Genomic DNA, 20922 nt, shown 5'->3' with positions numbered 1-20922 from the left:
GGTCGGCTCGTGATCGTGGGGCTCGGCGTCGACGTCGTCGACGTCGCCCGCTTCGAGCGCGCCGTCACGCGCACGCCCGCGCTCAAGCCGCGGCTGTTCGCGCCGGAGGAGCTCGTGCGCAGCGACGGGCAGGCGCGCGGCCTCCACTCGCTCGCGGCCCGCTTCGCCGCGAAGGAGGCGGCGATCAAGGCGCTCGGCGCGCACGCCGGGATGCGGTGGGTCGACCTCGTGGTCGTGCCCTCGCCCGAGGGGGACCCGGAGCTCGAGCTGCGCGGCACCGCTGCGACGCGGGCCGTGGCGATCGGCGCCCGGCGGGTGCACGTCTCGATGAGCCACGACGGCGGCGTCGCGACCGCGACCGTCATCGCGGAGGACTGATGCGCGTCGAGGTCGACGCCGCGGCGATCGCGGCGAACGTGCGCGCGCTCCGGGCGCGCGTCGGCGTGCCGGTGCTCGGCGTCGTGAAGGCCGAGGGCTACGGCCACGGCGCGCTCGCGTCGGCGCGCGCGATGCTCGATGGCGGCGCCGTGATGCTCGGGGTCGTCGACCTCGCCGAGGCCGTCGCCTTGCGCGATGCAGGGCTCGATGCGCCGCTGCTCGCGTGGCTGCACGGCCCCCGCACGGACTTCCGCATCGCCGCCCGGCGCGGCGTCGAGGTCGCGGTCTCGTCGATCGCGCAGCTCGAGGCGGCCGCCGACGCCGGCGCGACGATCCACCTCAAGGTCGACACCGGGCTTGGCCGCAACGGCGTCGCGCGCGGCGACCGCGCCGCGGCCCTCGCTCGCGCGGTCGAGCTCGTGCGCGGCGGCGCGCGCGTGCGCGGCCTCATGTCGCACCTCGCCGGCTCGAGCCGCGAGGCCGACCTCGCGCAGGTCGCCGACTTCGCGGCGGCGGCCGCCGCCGCCGAGCCGCTCGCGCTCGAGGTGCGCCACCTCGCGGCCTCCGCCGCCGCGCTCGCGCTGCCCGAGTCGCGCTTCGACCTCGTGCGGCTCGGCATGGCCGCCTACGGCGTCGACCCCGCCGGTCCCGGCGCGGGCGACGGCGCGAGCGCGGCTGCGCTCGGGCTCCTGCCCGCGATGCGCGTCACCGCGGCGTTCCGCGACGGCGTCGCGGAGGGCGGCCTCGACGCGGGCCTGCTGCCCGCGATCGGCGCCCCGGTGCGCGTGGGCGACGAGCTCGCGCGCGTCGCGGCGGTCGCCGCGGGCGCGCTCCGCATCGAGCCGCCGCTCACGGGCGAGGGCGTGCTCTTCGGCGACCCCGCGACGGGCGCGCCGAGCGCCGACGCGTGGGCGCTCGCGGCCGGCACGATCACGTACGAGGTCGTCACGCGGATGGGCTCGCTCGCGCTCGGCGCGCACGGCACGGCCCCCGATCCCGCGCTCGCCCCGCGGCGCGCGCTCGAGCTCGGGCTCGACGGCGCGCCGCGGCGGCTGCTCGGCGAGCTCGTCGGCGTCAAGCGCGTCGAGGCGGGGCTCGGCGTCTCCTACGGCGGCGAGCACGTGACGGCGCGGCCGACGACGCTCGCGCTCGTCGGCCTCGGCTACGCCGACGGCATCACGCGCGCGGCGAGCGGCCGGCCGGTCATGCTCCGCGGCGGAGCCGAGCCCATCCGCGGGCGCGTCGCGATGGACCAGGTCGTGCTCGACATCGACGACCGCCTCGCGGCCGTCGGCGACCCCGTCGCGATCGAGCACGCATCCGCCCCCGAGCTCACCGGCATGGTCGGCCCGCGCGTCGCGGTCGAGGTCGCCGGGGCCGTGCCCGATGCCGACGCGATGGAGCTGCTCGGCGAGCGCATCGGGCGCCGCCTCGTCGCGGGCGACGCGGTGCTGCTCATCGGGCCGCTCGGCGCCGGCAAGACGACCCTCACGCGCGGCATCGGCAGGGCGCTCGGCGCGCGCGGCACGGTGCAGAGCCCGACCTTCGTGATCGCCCGCACGCACCGCACCGAGGCCGGTCCCGACCTCCAGCACGTCGACGCCTACCGGCTCGGCGGCGACGAGGGCAGCGAGGCGCAGCTCGACGACCTCGACCTCGACCTCGACGGCGCCATCACGGTCGCCGAGTGGGGCGCGCCGCTCGAGCACGCGCTCGAGTCGTGGCTGCGGGTCGAGATCGAGCGGCCGCTGGCCGCGGGAGAGGATGAGATGGACGACGAGGCGGATGCGCCGCGGCACGTGCGGCTGAGCGGTCACGGCCCCGCGTGGGACGCCGCGCGGCTGCGCGCGCTCGCGCTCGAGGGGGCGGCGCGATGATCCTCGCGATCGACACCTCGCTCGGCACCGCGGTCGCGGTGCTCGACGGCGACGAGCTCGTCTTCGAGGAGCGCTCCGACGACCGGCGCGGGCACGCCGAGCGGCTCGGGCCGATGCTCGAGCGCGCGCTCGAGGGGCGCAGGAGCCGGATCGAGCTCGTCGTCGCAGGCATGGGGCCCGGCGCGTTCACGGGGCTGCGCGTCGGCATCGCCGCCGCGCGCGCGACGGCGATGGGGCTCGGCGTGCGCTGCCTCGGCGTCGCGAGCCACCTCGGCGGGGCGACTGGCGACGCGCAGGTCACGACCGACGTCCGCCGGCGCGAGCGCGCGTGGAGCGTCGTCGCGGGCGGTGCCGTCGTCGACGGGCCGCACCTCGCGCCCGCCGACGCGGTGCCCGAGCCCGCCGGCGAGCACGCGGGGCTGCCGCGCGTCGACGCCGAGGCGATCGACGCGGGACTGCTCGCTCGCGCCGCCGCACGCGGCGCCGCCGAGGTGACCGAGGCGCTCTACCTGCGCGAGGCTGACGCGGTGCCGTCAGCGGGCCCGAAGCGGGTGTCGCAGTGAGCGCCGACCTCCCCGAGGCGGGCGTGCGCATCCGCACCGCCGACGCCGCCGACCTCGACGCGATCATGGTGCTCGAGCGCGCCTCCTTCGGCCCGAGCGCGTGGGAGGCCGAGACGATGCGGGCCGAGATCGCGAGCGAGTGGGGCCGCTACCTCGCCGCGGTCGACGCCGAGGGGCGGCTCGTCGGCTACGCGGGGCTCCGCGCCGTGGGCGTCGAGGGCGACGTGCAGACGATCGCGGTCGCGGCCGACGCCCGCGGTCGCGGCATCGGGCGCGCGCTGCTCGCCGAGCTGCTCGCCGAGGCCGAGCGCCGCGGCGTGCAGGAGCTCTTCCTCGAGGTGCGCGCCGACAACCCCGTCGCGCGCGGCCTCTACGAGTCGGTCGGCTTCCGCGAGATCGGGGTGCGGCCGCGCTACTACCAGCCGGAGGACGTGGATGCCGTGGTGATGAAGCGGGAGGCGCGATGAGCGGGCGCGCACCGGTCGTGCTCGGGATCGAGTCGAGCTGCGACGAGACCGGCGTCGGCATCGTGCGCGGCACCGAGCTGCTCGCGAACCGCATCGCGTCGTCGATGGAGCTGCACGCGCGCTTCGGCGGCGTCGTGCCCGAGATCGCGGCGCGCGCGCACCTCGAGCAGATGCAGCCGACGATCCTCGCGGCGCTCGACGACGCATCCATGACCCTCGATGACCTCGACGCGATCGCCGTCACCGCCGGTCCGGGGCTCGCGGGCGCCCTCATGGTCGGGATCGGCGCCGCGAAGGGCCTCGCGACCGCGCGGGAGCTGCCGCTCTACGGCGTCAACCACCTCGTCGGCCACGTCGCCGCCGACGTGCTCTCGGGCGAGCCGCTCGAGCTGCCGACCGTCGCGCTGCTCGTCTCGGGCGGCCACACGTCGCTGCTGCTCGTGCGCGACCTCGCCGGAGACGTCGAGCTGCTCGGCGAGACGATCGACGACGCCGCGGGCGAGGCGTTCGACAAGACCGCGCGCCTGCTCGGGCTCAGCTATCCCGGCGGGCCCTCGATCGACGCCGCGGCCGTCGGCGGCGACCCCGACGCGATCCGCTTCCCGCGCGGCCTCACGGCGCCGAAGGACCGGCAGCGGCACCGCTTCGACTTCTCCTTCTCGGGCCTCAAGACCGCCGTCGCCCGGCACGTCGAGCGCGCGGAGGCGGCGGGGGAGCAGCTCCCGATCGCCGACGTCGCGGCGAGCTTCCGCGAGGCGGTCGTCGACGTGCTCGTCGCGAAGGCGCTCGACGCGTGCGCCGAGCTCGGCATCCCGCGGCTGCTGCTCGGCGGCGGCGTCGTCGCGAACCGCCGCTTGCGCGAGGTCGCCACCGAGCGCGCGGCCGCGCAGGGCGTCGAGCTGCGCATCCCGCCGCTCGAGCTCTGCACCGACAACGGCGCGATGATCGCGGCGGTCGGCGCGATGCTCGTCGCCCGCGGCGACGCCCCGAGCGACCCGGGCTTCGCGGCCGAGTCGACGCTCGACGCGAGCACGGTGCAGGTGTGAGCCGGGCAGGAGTGAGCCGGGCAGGTGTGCGCCGGGCAGGTGTGCCCCGGGCAGGTGCGGGCGCGGCGCGGCTCGCCGACGGCCCGCACAGCCGGGGCTGGCAGGATCGGAGCCGAGACCGAGGAGGCGCAGCATGAGCCAGGCCGCGTGGCAGCAGCAGGGATGGGGCGCTCCGGCGCCGAGCCAGCACGCTCCGGGACCGCAGCCGACGGCGTGGAGCGCGCCGACGCATCCGGGACCGACGACGAGCACGCTCGCGGTGCTCGCGATCATCGCGGCCGTGTGCGGCGCGACGATCCTGCCGATCATCGGCTCGATCGCGGCGATGGTCATGGGCGCGATCGCGCTCGGCCGCATCAAGCGCACCGGCGAGGACGGCCGGCTGCTCGCGATCTGGGCGATCATCCTCGGAGCCGTCACGATCGTCGCGATGCTCTCGGCGACGATCACCGGCATCGCGATGATCGTGCAGCTCGCCGAGCAGGTGCAGCCCGGCCTCTAGGCGATACGTTGATCACGCGCATCCGCGCGCGTGCCAAGGAGGAGCCCCGTGACCGACCAGTTCTCGCAGGCCGACGACCGATTCCGTCGACCCGACCAGGAGGGCGCCGAGCCCCAGGCCGGTGAGCAGCCCACCGCGGACTTCGGCCAGCAGCCGGCCTACGACCCGCAGCCCGACGCCCCGGCGTACGGCCAGCAGGAGTCGGGCTTCGGCCAGTCGCCCGCGTACGGGCAGCAGCAGCCGTTCGGCGACCAGGGGCAGCCCTTCTCGCAGCCGGCCTTCGACCAGCAGGCCACGCAGGGCGACGCGGCGTACGGCCAGTCGGCTCCCGCATCGGGCTACGGGCAGCAGCCCTACGGCGAGCAGCCCGGCTACGGCCAGCAGTCGCAGCCGGCCTACGGGCAGCCCGCGCCCGCCTACGGCGAGCAGGCGCCCGCCTACGGCGAGCAGGCCGGCTACGGCCAGCAGCAGCCCTACGGCAGCGCGCCGGCGTACGGCCAGCAGCCCGCCTACGGCCAGCAGCCCGCCTACGGCCAGCAGCCCGCGTACGGCGCCGACTCGGCCGGCTACGGCCAGGCGCCCGCCTACGGCGACGCGGCCGCCGGCGGCTATGCGCCCGCCGCCTACGCCGCGCCCGGTGAGAAGAAGCTCAAGGGCATCACCGTCTGGGCGCTCGTGCTCTCGGGCCTCGGCCTGCTGCTCTCGTTCGTCTTCGGGCTCGGCTTCCTGCCTGCGCTCGTGGGCGCGATCCTCGGCTTCGTCGCGATCCGCAAGAACCCGGAGGGCAAGCCGTGGCCGCTCGTCGCGGGCATCGTCGGCGCCGTCGCGGCCGTGATCTCGATCATCGTCGGCGTCGTGAACGCCATCCGCCTCGCGCAGTGGATCGAGTACTACTCGATCATGGGCGGTTGATCGAGCCGGCTCGGCCCCGGTCGGCGCGCGGCGCGCGCCGACTGAGCGACCTCACGTGGGTCGCGCTCATCCTCTCGGGACTCGGCCTCGCTCTCGCGTTCATGAGCGGGGCCGGGCTCCCGATCGCCGCCGCCGGCACCGTGTGCGGGCTCTTCGCCCTCCGCCGGCGCCCCGACGACAGCCCGTGGCCGTACGTCGCGGTCGCCGCGGGATCGGTCGGCTCGGTGCTCGCGCTCATCCTCGCGATCGTGACCGCGGTCGAGTGGCTGCCGGTGCTGCCGGGGATGCTCCTGGGCTGAGCTCACGCTCGGTCGGCGAGGATCGCGCGATGCCGGCCGCCGACGCGCGTCGCGACGAGCGTCGCCCGCTCGTCGCCCTTGAGCTTGAGCCGCTTCCGCAGCGCGGCGGGGTCGACATCGGCGCCGCGCTTCTTGATCTCGAGCTCGCCGATGCCGAGCTGCCGGAGCCGCTGCGCGATCCTCCGCTCGTCGAGCGGCAGCACCTCGCGCACGCGGAACGCCTGCGCGAGCGGCGTCTCGACGAGCGCGTCGCCCGTGAGGTAGGCGATGCCCTCGCTCACGCTCCGCGCGCCGAGCCGCTCGGCGAGCGTGCCGATGAGCTCGGCGCGGATGACCGAGCCCGCCGGCTCGAAGAGCCACTCGCCGAGCTCCCCGGGCTCCGGATGCGTCGGCGCACCGACGAGCTCCTCCGCTGCGCCGTTGCCGAGCACGAGGGCGCTGCGCGGCGCGGCGGGACGGGCCAGGGCGCCCGTCCACACGACGGCCTCCACGGTCTCGAGGCCGTCGGTGACCCACTGGTGCTCGGCGTCCGGCGGCAGCAGGGTGCGATCGATGCCCGGCGCGAGCTTGACGCCCGCGGGCTGCGCGGCGGCGCGCTCGAAGACGCGGTCGAGCGAGGGCGACCAGTCGGCGGGGTCGCGCAGCCGGCTGGCGCCGTCGCGCCGCGCGGGGTCGAACCAGAGCGCCTCGGCGTCCGTCGCCGTCTCGAGGGCGTCACCGTGCACGACGGTCGCGTGCCACGGGGCGAGGTTGAAGGCCGCGATCGCCGCCGTCGCCTCGTCGCGCTCGACCGCGGTCACCTCGAGCCCGAGCGTCGCGAACGCGAGCGCGTCGGCACCGATCCCGCACCCGAGGTCGGCCACCGAGACGATGCCGGCCGAGCGCATCCGGCCCGCGTGGTGCGCGGCGACGCGCAGCCGCGTCGCCTGCTCGAGACCGGCCTCGGTGAAGAGCATGCCCTGCGCGAACTCGCCGAACTTCGCGCGCCCCCGGCGCCGCAGCCGCGCCTGGCTCAGCACGGTCGCGACCAGCAGCGGGTCGTGCCCCTCGGCGCGCAGCCTCGCGACCTCCCGCACGACGTCGGCGGCGCCGCCCAGGCCCGCCTCCGCGCGGTCGAGCAGCGCGAGGCCCTCCTTCGACAGCAGGAGTCGCAGCGCATCGGCGTCCATCGCTCTCATCCAACACCACGCACTGCCCGCGGGTCCCGGGCGGTTGGCACTCATGTTGACCGAGTGCCAACTCTCGGCCTAGTCTTGGAGCGGCGCCCGGCATGACCGGGCGCGCCCCAGAGTCTGACAAGAAAGAGGCAACCGTGTCGGTTTCCATCAAGCCGCTCGAGGACCGCATCGTCATCAAGCAGGTCGAGGCAGAGACGACCACTGCAAGCGGTCTCGTCATCCCTGACACCGCCAAGGAGAAGCCCCAGGAGGGCGAGGTCGTCGCGGTCGGCCCCGGCCGCGTCGACGACAACGGCAACCGCGTGCCGATCGACGTGACCGTCGGCGACAAGGTGCTCTACTCGAAGTACGGCGGCACCGAGGTCAAGTTCGGCGCCGACGAGTACCTCGTGCTCTCGGCTCGCGACGTGCTCGCGATCGTCGAGCGCTGAGCCACCAGCACTGACGACAGCGGCGGCGCCCCTCCGGGGGCGCCGCCCTTCGTGATCGAGGGGGACGATGCCCGAGCAGCGCACCACCGGCGTCTGGTACGCCGTCTTCGCCTACGCCTTCTGGGGCGTCGTGCCCGTCTACCTGCAGCTCACCAAGGGCATCGACGGCTTCGAGCTCATCGGCTGGCGGGTGCTCGCCTCCGTCGTGGTCGGCTTCGGCCTCGTCGCGATGACGCGCGGCTGGGCGCGGATGCGCGCGACCCTCCGCAACCGGCGCGACACGTGGACGCTCGTGCTCGCGGGCCACGCGGTGCTCGTCAACTGGACCGCGTTCATCGTCGCCGTGCTCTCGGATCGCGTGCTCGAGACGAGCCTCGGCTACTTCCTCAACCCGCTCGTCTCGGTCGTGCTCGCGGTGCTGTTCCTCGGCGAGCGCCTGCGGCCCGCGCAGTGGGTCGCCGTCGGCCTCGGCGCGATCGGCGTGCTCGTCATGGTCGTCGGCTACGGCGAGGTGCCGTGGTTCGGGCTCGCGGTCGCGCTCTCGTTCGGCGTCTACGGCCTCATCAAGAAGCGCGTCGGGGGATCGGTGGATGCGCTCACGGGCTTCACGATCGAGACCACGGCCGTGATCCCCGCGTCCCTCATCATGCTCGGCATCGCGGTGAGCATCAACGGGGTGACGGTCGGTGCCGCGGGCGCGCCCGGCATCTGGGCGACCGTCGGCCTCGGCCTCGTGACGGCCCTGCCGCTGCTCGCCTTCTCCGCCGCGGCGCGCCGCATCTCGCTCACCGCGCTCGCCTTCACGCAGTACCTCGCGCCGATCATCTCCTTCCTCTTCGGCGCCTTCGTCATGCTCGAGCCGATGCCGCTCGAGCGCTGGATCGGCTTCGCGCTCGTCTGGCTCTCGCTCGTGCTCGTCTCGGTCGACCTCGTGGTCGGCCGCTTCCGCCGCCCACGCCCCTTACCGCCAGCAGCCTGATCGCCGCTCAGCGGCGGCCGAGGAGTCGCCGTGCCCCGGCGCAAGCGAGGTCGCGAGCGCCAAGACCGTTACCAGGACGTAACGCGATCGCGCGGAAATCGGCGCGATGCTCGCTTACTGTGGTGCAAACGCGCGCGCTAGCGCGTCCCACGCAATTGAGGAGCACAATGCAGTCCTTCCTTCGCACCAAGGGGCCCAAGCCCCGGCGCTTCGCGGCGCTCGGCGCCGCGACCGCCGGCGTGCTGCTGCTCGCCGCATGTTCCGGCGGGGGCGGCGGCGCCGCCACGCCGTCGGGCTCGGCCGGACCCGAGGGCAACGGCGAGGTCGACACGGAGTTCGTGGTCGGCACGATCCTGCCCCAGACGGGCAACCTCGCCTTCCTCGGCCCGCCCGAGTTCGCGGGCGTCGACCTCGCGGCAGCCGACCTCGAGGCCGCCGGCTTCGAGTTCACCGTCGACGTGCAGCACCGCGACTCGGGCGACACGACGACCGACATCGCGACCGCCTCGGCGGGCGAGCTGATCTCGGCCGGCGCGGACATCGTCGTGGGCGCGGCGTCGTCCGGTGTCTCGTTCACGTTCATCGACCAGCTCATCGACGCGGGCGTCGTGCAGATCTCGCCGGCGAACACCTCGCCCGACTTCTCGGACTACCCCGACGACGGGTTCTACTGGCGCACCGCCCCCTCCGACGTGCTGCAGGGCCGCGTGCTCGGCAACCTCATGACGGGCGATGGCGCGGCGAGCGTCGGCTTCATCACGATCAACGACCCGTACGGCACCGGTCTGCAGGAGAACGCGGCTGCGGCGGTCGAGGCCGCCGGCGGCACCGTGACGGGCAGCGTCCTCTACAACCCGGGCGACACGAACTTCACCACGCAGGTGCAGGAGATCATGGCGGGCCAGCCCGACGCGATCGCCATCATCGCCTTCGCTGAGACGGCGCAGATCGTGCCGGAGCTCGTGACGCAGGGCTTCCCGGCCTCGGGCATGTACTTCGTCGACGGCAACCTGTCGAACGACTACAACTTCCCCGAGGGCACGCTCGACGGCGCGAAGGGCACGCTCCCCGGCAACCCCGCCGACGAGTCGTTCCGCGACCGCCTGCTCGAGCAGGACCCGAACCTGCAGGACTTCTCGTACGGCCCGGAGTCGTACGACGCGGTCATCCTCGCGGCCCTCGCGGCTGCGCAGGGCGGCAGCGCCGACGCGGAGACGATCCGCGACAACCTGCAGTCGGTCTCGACGGGCGGCACGGAGTGCACCGACGTGGCGGAGTGCCTGCAGCTGATCGCCGACGGCGAGGACATCGACTACAACGGCCCCTCGGGCCCGATCGAGTTCGACGAGAACGGCGACCCGACCGAGGCGTACATCGGCATCTACCAGTACGGTGCCGACAACCAGTACACCTTCCTGAACGCGGAGTTCGGCTCGCTCAACGAGTGACCTGACGCGCACCGAGAGGGCCCCGCTGCGGCGGGGCCCTCTTCGTGCTCGCAGGGGCCGTGCGGTCCTCGAGCGCATGCGCGAGGATGCTGCCATGGCGGAGGACGGCGCGTGGGCATGGATCGACGCGGAGCGGCAGGCGCTCGCCGACGACCTCGCCGGCCTGGACGACGCGCGCTGGTCGACGCCGTCGCTCTGCGCGGGGCTCTCGGTGCGCGAGGTGCTCGCGCACCTGACGGTCAGCGGCGCGGTCTCGCGCGCGCGATGGCTCGTCGGCGTGCTGCGCGCTCGGTTCGACTTCGACCGGCAGGTCGACGACCGGCTGCGGGAGCAGCTGGGCGAGACGCCCGCCGTCACGCTCGCGCGCTTCCGCGCGACGATCGGCAGCCGCGTCTCGCCCCCGCTGCCGCGCCTGGCGCTGCTCGACGAGGTCGTCGTGCACGGCGAGGACATCCGGCGTCCCCTCGGCATCGCGCGAGCGCATCCGCCGGAGGTGCTCGCGGCGGTCCTGCGCTACTACGCGGGCACCGATCTCGTGGTCGTCGCCAAGCGGCGCGTGCGCGGCCTGCGCCTCGAGGCGACCGACGTCGACGTGGCGATCGGGGAGGGCGACGCCGTGCGCGGCAGCGCGCTCGCGCTGATCATGGCGATGACCGGCCGCGCGGCGCTCCTGCCGGAGCTCGCCGGGCCCGGGCTGCCCCTGCTCGCGGCGCGCTCGGGCTGACGCCGGCCCCGCGGCGACGACGAGGGCCCCGCAGCTCGCGCAGCGGGGCCCTCGTCGCATCCCGGGTCAGGGCGCCTTCGGGTCCTCCGTGACCACCGGGGGAGCGGTCGTCGTGGCGACCTCGGGCGTCGGCTCGACCGTCGCGGTCGACGACGTGCGCGCCTTCTCCTCGACGTCGGTCGCGAGCGTGCCGAGGTAGAGCTGGATGACCTTCGGGTCGTTCAGCATCTCGCGACCGGTGCCCGTGTAGGCGTCCTTGCCCTGGTCGAGCACGTAGGCGCGGTGCGCGATCTGCAGGCAGCGCCGCGCGTTCTGCTCCACCATCACGATCGTGACCCCGTGGCTGTTGATCTCGGCGACCCGCAGGAACGTCTCGTCCTGGCGCACGGGGCTCAGGCCGGCGCTCGGCTCGTCGAGCAGCAGCACCGCGGGGTCCATCATGAGCGCGCGGCCCATCGCGACCATCTGGCGCTCACCGCCCGAGAGGCTGCCCGCGCGCTGCTTGCGCCGCTTCACGAGCTCCGGGAAGAGCGCGCCGACGAACTCGAAGCGCTCCTTGAACATCTTCGGCTCCTGGAAGAGCCCCATCTCGAGGTTCTCCTCGATCGTGAGCGAGGGGAACACGTTGTTGTTCTGCGGCACCATGCCGACGCCCTTGCTCACGAGCTTGTCGGCCTTGAGCCCGGTGATGTCGTCGCCGTTCAGCAGCACCGACCCCTCGCGGATGTTCACCTGGCCGAAGACGGCCTTGAGCAGCGTCGACTTGCCGGCGCCGTTCGGTCCGATGATGCCGATGAGGTCGCCCTGGTTGGCCACGATCGAGCAGCCGTTGAGGATGTTGACGCCCGGCAGGTAGCCGGCCACCAGCTCCTTGGTCTCGAGCACCGGGGTGGTCGTCGCTCCGGTCGTGGTCATCGCTGGCCCTCCTCGTCGTCGGCGGTCGCGACCCGCGTCGCCCCGCCGGTGCCGGTCGCCTCCGAGTCGTCGGATGCGTCGGGGTCGGTCGGCACCTCCTCCTCGGCGTCCTCGTGGATCTGGGCGACCTGCTGGTTCGTCAGGGTGCCCAGGTCGGTGTCGTGGTGCGCGCCGAGGTAGGCGTCGACGACGGCCTGGTTCTGCATGATCGTCTCGGGCGGGCCCTCGGCGACGACCTTGCCCTCGGCCATCACGATCACCCAGTCGGAGATGTGGCGCACCATGTGCATGTCGTGCTCGACGAAGAGCACGGTCATGCCCTCGGCCTTGAGTCCCTTGACGTGGTCGAGCAGCGACTGCGTGAGCGCCGGGTTGACGCCGGCCATCGGCTCGTCGAGCATGACGAGGCTCGGCTCGCTCATGAGCGCGCGCGCCATCTCGAGCAGCTTGCGCTGCCCGCCCGAGAGCGACGCCGCGTAGTCCTCGCGCTTCGCGTCGAGCTTGAAGCGGGCGAGGAGCGCATCGGCGCGCTCGGTGTTCGCCTGCTCCTGCTTGGCCCACAGCGGCTTGAGCAGCGCCGCGAAGATGCCCTCGCCGCGCTGGTCGCGCGCGCCGAGCAGCATGTTCTGGAGCACGGTCAGGCGGCCGAGCGACTTCGTGAGCTGGAACGTGCGCACCATGCCGCGCCGGGCCACCTTGTGGCTCGGCACGTGCGCGAGCGACTGGCCCTCGAACGACCACGAGCCCTTGTTGGGCCGGTCGAAGCCGGTGAGCAGGTTGAAGAACGTCGTCTTCCCCGCACCGTTTGGGCCGATGAGCGCCGTGATCATGCCGCGGGGGATCTCGACGTGCGCGACGTCGACGGCGGTGAGGCCGCCGAACTGCCGCACGACGCCGTCGGCGACGACGATCGGGTCGACCTTCTTGCAGCCCGGGCCGACCTCTCCGTCGACGAGCGGGTGCGTGGTGGGAGGCGTGGTCGTGTCAGACATTGAACGACAGCTCCTTCTTGTTGCCGAGGATGCCCTGTGGTCTGAAGATCACCAGGACCATCAGTGCGATGCCGATGAGCACGAACCGGATCTGCCCAGCCTGCGAGCCCGACATGTCGCCGAAGATTCCCATGCCGTGGAGCAGGTTGATGACGCCGCCCGTGAACGAGAGCAGCACCCAGAACAGGACCGAGCCGAGCAGCGGCCCGAAGACCGTCGCGGCGCCGCCGAGCAGCAGCGCGGTCCAGATGTAGAACGTCATCGTGGTGGCGAAGTTGTCGGGCTGCACGGCGCGCGGCAGCACGAACATCACGCCGGCGACCGCGCCGAGCACGCCGCCGAGCACGAGCGCCTGCATCTTGTAGCCGTAGACGTTCTTGCCGAGCGAGCGCACCGCATCCTCGTCCTCGCGGATGCCCTTGATGACGCGGCCCCACGGGCTGCGCATGAGGAGCCACACGAGCACGAGCGCGACGATCACGAGCGACCACGCGACGATGCGCACCCACGTGTCGTATGCGGTCGCCGTCCACGGGCCGAACCCGTAGGTCGTGCCGGTGAGCGGGTTCATCGCGTCGAAGTCGCCCTTGTAGTCCGCGCCGCGCAAGCCCTGCGAGCCGCCGGTGATGGCCGTGAGGTCCTGCGTGCGGACGGAGAAGCGGATGATCTCGGCCGCCGCGATCGTCACGATCGCGAGGTAGTCGCCGCGCAGGCGCAGCGTCGGGATGCCGAGGATGAGCGCGAAGACCACCGCGGCGACGATCGCGACGAGCACCGCCGCGATGAACGACAGCCACACCGGCCAGCCGAGCGTCGCAGTCGGGTCGACCATCATCGTGAAGATCGCGAACGCGTAGGCGCCGATCGCCATGAAGCCCGCCTGGCCGAAGTTCAGCAGGCCGGAGTAGCCGAAGTGGATGTTGAGGCCGATCGTCGCGAGCGCGAAGGCGGCGGTGGTGGGCGAGAGGATCTCGCTGGCGGCGGAGTTGATGATGGAGAGGAAGTCCATGTCAGCCGATCCTTTCCCGTCGACCGAGGATGCCCTGCGGTCGGAACAGCAGCACCAGGATGAGCACGAGCAGCGCGATCGCGTAGCGCAGGTCGGGTGCGATGAAGAGCGTCGAGATCTCGGTCACGAGGCCGATGATGATGGCGCCCACGAGCGCGCCGAACGCGCTGCCGAGCCCGCCGAGGGTCACGGCCGCGAAGAGCAGCAGCAGGATCGTGAAGCCGACGTCCCACTTGATGTTGGCGCCGATGAAGTAGGTGTAGAGGATGCCCGCGCCACCGGTGAGGAGGCCGGCGAGCACCCAGACGATGCGGATGACCCGGTCGACGTCGATGCCCGACGCAGCCGCGAGGCCCGCGTTGTCGCTCACGGCTCGCGTCGCCTTGCCGATGCGCGTGCGGGTGAGGAACAGGCCGACGGCGACGAGCACGACGATCGCGATGAGCGCGCTCACGACGCCCGACGTGCGCATGAGCACCGGGCCGATCTGCAGCACCGCACCGCGGTCGACCGAGAGGCCCTCGGTGCCGCCGCCGATGAGGAACTGGTAGAAGTAGCGCAGCGCGATCGAGAGGCCGATCGTGACGATGAGCACCTGCACGAGGCCCACGCGCCGGCGGCGCAGCGGCTTGAAGATGCCCCAGTCGTGCGCCCAGCCGAACGCCGCCGATGCGACGAGCGTGACGATCACCGCGATCCACGCGGGCCAGTTGACGAGCGTCGTGGTGGCGTAGAAGACGATGCCGCCGAAGGTGAGCAGCTCGCCGTGGGCGAAGTTGTTGACGCCCGTGGTGCCGAAGATGAGCGTGATGCCGATCGCCGCGAGCGCGAGCAGGAGGCCGAAGCTCAGGCCCGAGATGACGCGCGCGAGCAGCTGCGAGCCGAAGTCGTTCGAGCTCGCACCCGTGTCGGAGGAGCCGCCGGGCGTGCCCTCGCCGCCGGGGGCGGGTGCCTCGCTGCCGCTCGGGGCGCCGCTGCTGCCCGTGCCGGGGTCGCTCCCGGAGCCGCCACCGCCCGTCGCGGGGCCGAAGGGGAACAGCACGCCGACCGCGGTCGAGCCGCCGACCTCGAACTCCCGGCTCTCGAAGCTGGGGTCCCGCAGGGTCAGCCCCTCGGGCAGCGTCGACGTGTCGATCGACACCGTGTAGGTGCCGGTCGACGGGACGCCGATGAGCCAGCGTCCGTCGGCGCCCGTGGCGACGGTCTCATCGACGCCGTTGCCGGTGACGGTGATCTCGACGCCCTCGACGGGCGTCTGCCCGTCGCGGATGATGCCGTTGAAGTTGTAGGGAGCTGCCTGCTCGGTCTCGGGGAGCGGCGCGGCGGCGACCGCGGTCGCACCACCAGCCACCATGCCCATGACGGCCAAGGCCACGGCGATCACTCGCCGCAGCCCGCGCCGTTGCGGTCTGCTGGACGTCTTCACATGTCCTCCATGCTGTGGGGCGACGAGTCCAGCAGGAATGCGGATCGCGGGATGCCCGTTACATCGGTGGTGTCACAGTAGCGGCGGCCGCGCCGCTCCTCGTCCACTTGAGGCGCTCCTCGGGGCAACTTCGCCGAGATGCCGCTGGACCGTAACCGAATCGATACGATGAGAGCGATGGAGATGCGCAATCCGTTCGGGCCGATCGGCCTCACCTACGACGACGTCATGCTGCTGCCGGGGCGGACGGACGTGATCCCGAGCGAGGCCGACACCGGCACTCGGCTCTCGCGACGCATCCGGCTCGGCATCCCGCTCGTCTCGAGCGCGATGGACACCGTGACCGAGGACCGCATGGCGATCGCCATGGCGCGCCAGGGCGGCATCGGCATCATCCACCGCAACCTCGCGATCGCCGAGCAGGCGGCGATGGTCGACCGCGTGAAGCGCTCGGAGTCGGGGATGATCACGGATCCCGTGACGACGCATCCGGACGCCACGATCGAGGAGGTCGATCGCGTCTGCGGCGAGTTCAAGGTGTCGGGGCTCCCCGTCGTCGACGAGGCCGGCGTGCTCGTCGGCATCGTGACGAACCGCGACATGCGCTTCGTGCCGCGCGACGAGTTCGCGACGACGCTCGTGCGCGACATCATGACGCCCGCGCCGCTCAAGACCGCCAAGATCGGCATCTCGCGCGAGGACGCGTTCCAGATCTTCCAGCAGACGAAGCTCGAGAAGCTGCCGCTCGTCGACGACGAGGGCCGCCTCGGCGGGCTCATCACCGTCAAGGACTTCGACAAGATCGAGCAGTACCCGAACGCGACGAAGGATTCGCAGGGCCGGCTCCGCGTCGGCGCCGCGATCGGCTTCTTCGGCGACGCGTTCGAGCGCGCCGAGGCGCTCGCGGAGGCGGGCGTCGACGTCATCGTCGTCGACACCGCGAACGGCGAGAGCCAGGGCGTGCTCGACATGGTCGCGAAGCTCAAGGGCGACCGCCGCTTCGACGACATCGACGTCATCGGCGGCAACGTCGCGACCTACGAGGGCGCGGCGGCGCTCATCGCGGCGGGCGTCGACGCGGTCAAGGTCGGCGTCGGGCCGGGCTCGATCTGCACGACGCGCGTCGTCTCCGGCGTCGGCGTGCCGCAGGTCTCGGCCATCTACGACGCCGCGCGCGCCGCGCACGACGCGGGCACCGACATCCCGATCATCGCCGACGGCGGCCTGCAGTACTCGGGCGACATCGCGAAGGCGCTCGTCGCGGGCGGCTCGTCGGTCATGCTCGGCTCGCTCCTCGCCGGCACGAACGAGAGCCCCGGCGACCTCGTGCTCGTGAACGGCAAGCAGTACAAGACGTACCGCGGGATGGGCTCGCTCGGCGCGATGCAGACGCGCGGCAAGAAGACCTCCTACTCGCGCGACCGCTACTTCCAGGCCGATGTGCCGAGCGACGAGCAGCTCATCGCCGAGGGCATCGAGGGGCAGGTGCCCTATCGCGGCCCGCTCGGCTCGGTCGCCTACCAGCTCGTCGGGGGGCTGCGGCAGTCGATGTTCTACACCGGTGCGCGCACGATCGACGAGCTCAAGGAGAAGGGCCGCTTCGTGCAGATCACCGCGGCGGGGCTCAAGGAGTCGCACCCGCACGACATCCAGATGGTCGTGGAGGCGCCGAACTACCGCCGCTGACCGCTCGCGCCCAACCGGGGCCGGTGCGCCCGACCGGGGCCGGCGCGCCAGGCCCGGTCGGGCGCATCCGGCCCGCTCGGCGTGGTCGCCTCACCAGCCGGGCAGCAGGACCGAGCGCACCGGGATGTGCGCGCGCTCGAGCATCGGCCGCAGGAGCGCCGGACGGAACGCCTGCTCCCACATCCAGTGCAGCGTGTCGATGTGCTCCCGCAGCGCGTCCTCGCGCTGCTTCTCGGCGATCACGGCATCGACCGGCTGCATCCCGTTCGCCTCAGCGATCACGCCGTACTTCCACGCGCCGTCGAACTCGCCGCCGAGCGGGCGCATCCCCGGTCGCTCCCACAGGAAGTCGGGGAAGCGCGGACCGAGCCTCGTCATGATGCGCACCTGCAGCTGCGGCGGCGGCGCTCCGAGCCGGTGGATGCCGACTCGGCTCCACGACTCGCCTACCGACTGGCACAGCGGGTCGGCGAAGCGGATCACCCACTCGGCGCGGCGCCGGCCGCGTGGACCCTGGCGACCGAGCGCATCCGTCACCGCCTCCTTCGTGACGATCTCGCGCCGGAGCGCCTCGTCGAGCGCGCTCACCGCATCGCCCTGGCGACCGACCCGGGCGAGGTGCGCGAGCGCGTAGGCGGGGGTGCAGCGGGCGATGTCGTCCTCGACGAGCACGTCGACGTCGTCGATCGCGACCCGCGTGCTCGCGACGCCGCTGCGGCGGCCCGTCGCGCCGAGGTCGCCGATCGTGTGCACCGCGTCCGGCCGGCCGTGCGGGAGGTCGGCGAGGGCGAGCGCGGACTCGCGGGCGAAGACCGCGCCGGGGCGTGAGAGCGCGACCGCGCGCACGTGGACGACGTGGCGCTGGTGCTGTGGAAGCGCCGTGAACGCGGCGGCGTCGACGTAGGCACCGCGGCGGATTCGCTGGAGCTCGGGTGCTCGTCGGAGCCGCTGCGGCTCGCCTGGGTCCGGTCTGAGGAGGTCGACGGTCACGGCCGCACCCTGGCGCATGGGGCAAGTGACCGCGTGGCTCGGCGAGCGCGCTGTGGAGAGCGACGCTCGCGCATCGTACGCGAGCCCGCGCGCGAGCCGGTGATGCTCGGCGACCGGGGCGCCTGCGCCTGACCGGCGCCGGTGCGCCTGCCCCGCTCGGGCGCAGCGGCCCCGATGGGGCGGCGGCGATCCCGCAAGGGTTGCGCCGTTCGCAGACGCGATATATCGTGTGCCGCACGACGCGTTATATCGCGTTTTCGATCAGGCGAAGGAGCCAGAGATGGACGAGCAGTTCGAGAGCGGCGACACCAGGCCGCGCAGCGCATCCGGCGCGTCGGCGTCGGGCGCCGACCGGATCATCGAGCAGTGGGTCGTGCGCGAGGGCGAGAGCCGCGTCATCGACCTCGACGAGGTGCGGGCGCTGCGCGTCGGCATCGTCGGCGGCAGCGTCGACATCGTCGCGCACGACGAGCCGACCGCCCGCGTCGAGGTGCACCGCGTCGAGGGGCGCGACCTCACGGTCAAGCTCGAGCACGGCCGGCTGTCGATCGCGCACCCGCGCGTGAGCTGGGACGACGTGTGGCAGTCGGTCAAGGCGCTCGTGGGCGTGCGCGCCAAGGTCGAGCTCTCGATCCTCGTGCCGCGCGACGCGACGCTCTCGCTCGGCCAGGTGAGCGCATCCGCCCTCGTCTCGGGCCTCCGCTCGAGCGCGACGCTCAGCACCGTCTCGGGGCAGCTGCAGGTCGAGTCGCACGAGGGCGAGCTCGAGCTCAACACCGTCTCGGGCGACGTCGAGGTGTCGGGCGGCAGCGGTCGGCTCTCGGTCAACGGCGTCTCGGCCGACGTCACCGCGAGCGGCGCGCTCGACGAGATCGGCGTCGACACCGTGAGCGGCGACGTGCTGCTCGACGTGCACGGCTCGCCGCGCTCGATCTCGGTCAACACCGTCTCGGCCGACGTGACGCTGCGCCTCGACGCGGGCCAGGGCGTGCGGGCGACGACGCGCACCGTCTCGGGCGCCGGCTCGATCGCCGGCCACTCGCTCCCGCGCCGCGGTGGCACCGAGACGATCGACGGCTCGAACCTCTTCTCCTTCGTGGCGAACACCGTCTCGGGCGACGTCACGGTCGTGCGGAGGGACGCGTGAGCCCCGCCGTCTTCGGCCACGGCGCGCTGCGGCTCTACCTGCTGAGCCTCCTCGCCGAGGCGCCGCGCCACGGCTACGAGCTGATGCAGGCGCTCGAGCAGCGCTTCGGCGGCACCTACTCGCCCTCCGCCGGCACGATCTACCCGCGGCTCTCGAAGCTCGAGGAGGAGGGGCTGCTGACGAAGGCGGTCGATGGCCGCAAGACCACCTACTCGATCACCGACGCGGGCCGCGCCGAGCTCGACGCGCGCGAGGCCGAGCTGCGCGACCTCGAGAGCGAGATCACCGACTCGGTGCGGCGGATGGCCTCCGACGTCCGGGCGGGCGTGCGGAGCGCGATGCAGGCCCTCCGCGCCGACCTCGCGGCGGCCGAGCGCGACGCGCGGAGCGCCGCGCACGGATCGCGACCGAGTGCGCCCGGGCGCGACGCATCCGGGCCCGACGCATCCGCCCCCGTGCCCGAGGCGCCGCCCGCGCCCGAGGCGCCGCACGTGCCCGCGGCGCCCGACGCGCCCGAGGAGCGCGCGGCGAACCCGTGGAGCGCGCCGCAGCCGGAGCGCGACGAGCCGGCGGATGCGTCGCACCCGGCCGAGCGGGCCGCGTCGCGCATCGCGGTGCACGACGTCGACCTCGCGCTCGGCGAGTTCCGCCAGCAGGTGCGGGCGGCGGTGCGCGCCGACCGGGGCGAGCGCATGACGGCGGAGCGCGCGGCGACCGTGCGGCGCGAGCTCGAGGCGGCGCTGCTGCGCATCAAGAGCGCGCTCGGGGGCTGAGCCTCGCTCGACGAGCCCGGGATAGGCTGGGGTCGTGACGGAGATCGAGATCGGCCGCAGCAAGCGCGCCCGCATGGGCTACGGCTTCGACGACATCAGCATCGTGCCGTCGCGCCGCACGCGCGACAGCGACCTCGTCTCGCTCCAATGGCAGATCGACGCGTTCCGCTTCGAGGTCCCGGTGCTCGGCGCGCCGACCGACTCGGTCATGAGCCCCGCGACGGCGATCGCGCTCGGCCGCGCGGGCGGCCTCGGCGTGCTCAACCTCGAGGGCGTCTGGACCCGCTACGACGACCCCGAGCCCCTGCTCGCCGAGATCGCCGGCCTGCCGGCCGACCTCGCAACCAGCCGCATGCGCGAGATCTACGCCGAGCCGATCAAGCCCGAGCTCATCCGCGACCGCATCGCGCAGATCCGCGACGCGGGCGTCGTGGTCGCGGGCAGCCTGAGCCCGCAGGCCGTGCAGCAGCACTACGAGGCGGTGCTCGCGGCCGGCGTCGAGCTCATGGTCATCCGAGGCGCGACCGTCTCGGCCGAGCACGTCTCGGCCGACGCCGGCGCGCCCCTCAACCTCAAGCGCTTCATCTACGAGCTCGACGTGCCGGTCGTGGTGGGCGGCGTGGTCACGTACACGGCGGCGCTGCACCTCATGCGCACCGGTGCCGCGGGCGTGCTCGTCGGCTTCGGCGGCGGCGCCGCCTCGACGAGCGAGAAGGTGCTCGGTGTCGCAGCCCCCATGGCGACGGCCGTGAGCGACGTCGCGGCAGCGCGCCGCGACTACCTCGACGAGTCGGGCGGCCGCTACGTGCACGTCATCGCCGACGGCTCGCTCGGCACGTCGGGGCAGATCGTCAAGGCGCTCGCGTGCGGCGCCGACGCCGTCATGCTCGGCACCGCGCTCGCGCGGGCGACGGATGCACCGGGTCGCGGCTGGCACTGGGGCCCGGAGGCGCACAACCAGAAGCTGCCGCGCGGCAACCGGGTGCAGGTCGACCGCGTCGGCCCGCTCGACGTCGTGCTCAACGGGCCGTCGCCCGTCGCCGACGGCACAGCCAACATCATGGGCGCCCTCAGGAAGGCCATGTCGACCACCGGCTATAAGGATCTCAAGGAGTTCCAGCGGATCGATGTGGTGCTGGAGGCCAACCCGCAGCGCTAGCGCGCCGCTCCGGGCGGCGCG

Annotated in this window: 22 protein-coding genes; 16 read left to right on the top strand and 6 right to left on the bottom strand. The window is 73.3% G+C overall.

The window, feature by feature from the left end; genetic code table 11:
- Positions 1-15 precede the first annotated feature (15 nt).
- The 8 genes from JQT67_RS05810 (at position 16) to JQT67_RS05775 (ending at position 6044) form a co-directional block, all read left to right on the top strand.
- The gene (locus JQT67_RS05810; RefSeq protein WP_307864235.1) at positions 16-378 is read left to right on the top strand and encodes a holo-ACP synthase; all 363 of its coding nucleotides are present in this window, start codon (positions 16-18) and stop codon (positions 376-378) included.
- Positions 378-2255 (top strand): tRNA (adenosine(37)-N6)-threonylcarbamoyltransferase complex ATPase subunit type 1 TsaE, encoded by a 1878-nt coding sequence (tsaE, locus tag JQT67_RS05805; RefSeq protein WP_208063895.1) that lies wholly within the window; start codon positions 378-380, stop codon positions 2253-2255. Before JQT67_RS05810 ends, tsaE begins: the two co-directional genes overlap by 1 nt.
- Positions 2252-2818, top strand: coding sequence for a tRNA (adenosine(37)-N6)-threonylcarbamoyltransferase complex dimerization subunit type 1 TsaB (tsaB, locus tag JQT67_RS05800; protein WP_208063894.1), 567 nt, complete (start codon positions 2252-2254; stop codon positions 2816-2818). The genes tsaE and tsaB overlap by 4 nt, the downstream gene beginning before the upstream one ends.
- Entirely contained in the window at positions 2815-3285 is a 471-nt protein-coding gene (gene rimI, locus JQT67_RS05795) for a ribosomal protein S18-alanine N-acetyltransferase (RefSeq protein WP_307864234.1), read from the top strand. Before tsaB ends, rimI begins: the two co-directional genes overlap by 4 nt.
- Positions 3282-4331, top strand: coding sequence for a tRNA (adenosine(37)-N6)-threonylcarbamoyltransferase complex transferase subunit TsaD (tsaD, locus tag JQT67_RS05790; protein ID WP_208063893.1), 1050 nt, complete (start codon positions 3282-3284; stop codon positions 4329-4331). The genes rimI and tsaD overlap by 4 nt, the downstream gene beginning before the upstream one ends.
- 133 nt (positions 4332-4464) lie before the next feature.
- Positions 4465-4833: a DUF4190 domain-containing protein gene (locus JQT67_RS05785; RefSeq protein WP_208063892.1), complete on the top strand. Its 369-nt coding sequence runs from the start codon at positions 4465-4467 to the stop codon at positions 4831-4833.
- 48 nt (positions 4834-4881) lie between these two features.
- A complete protein-coding gene (locus JQT67_RS05780) occupies positions 4882-5745 on the top strand; it encodes a hypothetical protein (protein WP_208063891.1) in 864 nt (287 codons plus the stop codon).
- Positions 5742-6044 (top strand): hypothetical protein, encoded by a 303-nt coding sequence (locus tag JQT67_RS05775; protein ID WP_208063890.1) that lies wholly within the window; start codon positions 5742-5744, stop codon positions 6042-6044. Before JQT67_RS05780 ends, JQT67_RS05775 begins: the two co-directional genes overlap by 4 nt.
- Positions 6045-6046: 2 nt before the next feature.
- On the opposite strand, the gene JQT67_RS05770 is transcribed toward JQT67_RS05775, so the two are convergent.
- Positions 6047-7213 carry a class I SAM-dependent methyltransferase gene (locus JQT67_RS05770; RefSeq protein WP_208063889.1) on the bottom strand — a complete coding sequence of 389 codons (1167 nt, stop codon included), beginning with the start codon at positions 7211-7213 and terminating at the stop codon, positions 6047-6049.
- 143 nt (positions 7214-7356) lie between these two features.
- On the opposite strand from JQT67_RS05770, the gene groES reads away from it, so the two are divergent.
- From groES to JQT67_RS05750, 4 genes are all read left to right on the top strand, one after another.
- Complete coding sequence (gene groES, locus JQT67_RS05765) at positions 7357-7653, top strand: co-chaperone GroES (RefSeq protein ID WP_208063888.1); 297 nt, start codon at positions 7357-7359, stop codon at positions 7651-7653.
- 67 nt (positions 7654-7720) lie between these two features.
- Positions 7721-8632, top strand: a complete 912-nt coding sequence (gene rarD, locus JQT67_RS05760; RefSeq protein WP_208063887.1) for an EamA family transporter RarD — start codon at positions 7721-7723, stop codon at positions 8630-8632.
- Positions 8633-8799: 167 nt separating this feature from the next.
- Entirely contained in the window at positions 8800-10080 is a 1281-nt protein-coding gene (locus JQT67_RS05755; RefSeq protein WP_208063886.1) for an ABC transporter substrate-binding protein, read from the top strand.
- Between the two features lie 94 nt (positions 10081-10174).
- Positions 10175-10804: a maleylpyruvate isomerase family mycothiol-dependent enzyme gene (locus tag JQT67_RS05750; RefSeq protein ID WP_208063885.1), complete on the top strand. Its 630-nt coding sequence runs from the start codon at positions 10175-10177 to the stop codon at positions 10802-10804.
- A 66-nt stretch (positions 10805-10870) separates the two neighbouring features.
- On the opposite strand, the gene JQT67_RS05745 is transcribed toward JQT67_RS05750, so the two are convergent.
- The 4 genes from JQT67_RS05745 to JQT67_RS05730 are packed head-to-tail and all read right to left on the bottom strand — an operon-like array spanning position 10871 to position 15080.
- The gene (locus tag JQT67_RS05745) at positions 10871-11719 is read right to left on the bottom strand and encodes an ABC transporter ATP-binding protein (RefSeq protein WP_208063884.1); all 849 of its coding nucleotides are present in this window, start codon (positions 11717-11719) and stop codon (positions 10871-10873) included.
- A complete protein-coding gene (locus tag JQT67_RS05740; RefSeq protein WP_208063883.1) occupies positions 11716-12711 on the bottom strand; it encodes an ABC transporter ATP-binding protein in 996 nt (331 codons plus the stop codon). The genes JQT67_RS05745 and JQT67_RS05740 overlap by 4 nt, the downstream gene beginning before the upstream one ends.
- On the bottom strand, positions 12704-13720 hold the full coding sequence (locus JQT67_RS05735) for a branched-chain amino acid ABC transporter permease (RefSeq protein WP_208063882.1): 1017 nt from the start codon (positions 13718-13720) through the stop codon (positions 12704-12706). The genes JQT67_RS05740 and JQT67_RS05735 overlap by 8 nt, the downstream gene beginning before the upstream one ends.
- Position 13721: 1 nt before the next feature.
- The gene (locus tag JQT67_RS05730; RefSeq protein ID WP_208063881.1) at positions 13722-15080 is read right to left on the bottom strand and encodes a branched-chain amino acid ABC transporter permease; all 1359 of its coding nucleotides are present in this window, start codon (positions 15078-15080) and stop codon (positions 13722-13724) included.
- Between the two features lie 243 nt (positions 15081-15323).
- Here JQT67_RS05730 and guaB point away from each other — a divergent pair, with 243 nt between their 5' ends.
- Entirely contained in the window at positions 15324-16832 is a 1509-nt protein-coding gene (gene guaB / locus JQT67_RS05725) for an IMP dehydrogenase (protein ID WP_208063880.1), read from the top strand.
- A gap of 90 nt (positions 16833-16922) precedes the next feature.
- Here the strand turns inward: guaB and JQT67_RS05720 are convergent, their stop codons facing one another.
- Positions 16923-17822, bottom strand: a complete 900-nt coding sequence (locus JQT67_RS05720) for a hypothetical protein (RefSeq protein WP_208063879.1) — start codon at positions 17820-17822, stop codon at positions 16923-16925.
- Positions 17823-18102: 280 nt separating this feature from the next.
- Here JQT67_RS05720 and JQT67_RS05715 point away from each other — a divergent pair, with 280 nt between their 5' ends.
- Genes JQT67_RS05715 through JQT67_RS05705 form a run of 3 tightly spaced genes read left to right on the top strand, consistent with a single transcriptional unit; the run spans position 18103 to position 20901 of the window.
- Positions 18103-18969: a DUF4097 family beta strand repeat-containing protein gene (locus JQT67_RS05715; protein WP_208063878.1), complete on the top strand. Its 867-nt coding sequence runs from the start codon at positions 18103-18105 to the stop codon at positions 18967-18969.
- Entirely contained in the window at positions 18966-19742 is a 777-nt protein-coding gene (locus tag JQT67_RS13750) for a PadR family transcriptional regulator (protein WP_208063877.1), read from the top strand. Before JQT67_RS05715 ends, JQT67_RS13750 begins: the two co-directional genes overlap by 4 nt.
- A 34-nt stretch (positions 19743-19776) precedes the next feature.
- A complete protein-coding gene (locus JQT67_RS05705) occupies positions 19777-20901 on the top strand; it encodes a GuaB3 family IMP dehydrogenase-related protein (RefSeq protein ID WP_208063876.1) in 1125 nt (374 codons plus the stop codon).
- The last annotated feature ends 21 nt before the right edge of the window (positions 20902-20922 follow it).

Source organism: Agrococcus sp. TF02-05 (genome assembly GCF_017565345.1).
In the GTDB taxonomy this organism is placed as follows: Bacteria; Actinomycetota; Actinomycetes; order Actinomycetales; family Microbacteriaceae; genus Agrococcus; species Agrococcus pavilionensis.
The sequence above is the reverse complement of the archived record's forward strand: the minus strand, read 5'-3'. Positions and strand labels throughout refer to the sequence as shown.

Excerpts from the sequence above, each read along its gene's own strand:
- tsaE (WP_208063895.1), top strand. The coding sequence starts at position 378 with ATGCGCGTCGAGGTCGACGCCGCGGCGATCGCGGCGAACGTGCGCGCG.
- tsaB (WP_208063894.1), top strand. The coding sequence starts at position 2,252 with ATGATCCTCGCGATCGACACCTCGCTCGGCACCGCGGTCGCGGTGCTC.
- tsaD (WP_208063893.1), top strand. The coding sequence starts at position 3,282 with ATGAGCGGGCGCGCACCGGTCGTGCTCGGGATCGAGTCGAGCTGCGAC.
- JQT67_RS05785 (WP_208063892.1), top strand. The coding sequence starts at position 4,465 with ATGAGCCAGGCCGCGTGGCAGCAGCAGGGATGGGGCGCTCCGGCGCCG.
- JQT67_RS05770 (WP_208063889.1), bottom strand. The coding sequence starts at position 7,213 with ATGGACGCCGATGCGCTGCGACTCCTGCTGTCGAAGGAGGGCCTCGCG.
- rarD (WP_208063887.1), top strand. The coding sequence starts at position 7,721 with ATGCCCGAGCAGCGCACCACCGGCGTCTGGTACGCCGTCTTCGCCTAC.
- JQT67_RS05755 (WP_208063886.1), top strand. The coding sequence starts at position 8,800 with ATGCAGTCCTTCCTTCGCACCAAGGGGCCCAAGCCCCGGCGCTTCGCG.
- JQT67_RS05750 (WP_208063885.1), top strand. The coding sequence starts at position 10,175 with ATGGCGGAGGACGGCGCGTGGGCATGGATCGACGCGGAGCGGCAGGCG.
- JQT67_RS05745 (WP_208063884.1), bottom strand. The coding sequence starts at position 11,719 with ATGACCACGACCGGAGCGACGACCACCCCGGTGCTCGAGACCAAGGAG.
- JQT67_RS05740 (WP_208063883.1), bottom strand. The coding sequence starts at position 12,711 with ATGTCTGACACGACCACGCCTCCCACCACGCACCCGCTCGTCGACGGA.
- JQT67_RS05735 (WP_208063882.1), bottom strand. The coding sequence starts at position 13,720 with ATGGACTTCCTCTCCATCATCAACTCCGCCGCCAGCGAGATCCTCTCG.
- JQT67_RS05730 (WP_208063881.1), bottom strand. The coding sequence starts at position 15,080 with ATGGGCATGGTGGCTGGTGGTGCGACCGCGGTCGCCGCCGCGCCGCTC.
- guaB (WP_208063880.1), top strand. The coding sequence starts at position 15,324 with ATGGAGATGCGCAATCCGTTCGGGCCGATCGGCCTCACCTACGACGAC.
- JQT67_RS05715 (WP_208063878.1), top strand. The coding sequence starts at position 18,103 with ATGGACGAGCAGTTCGAGAGCGGCGACACCAGGCCGCGCAGCGCATCC.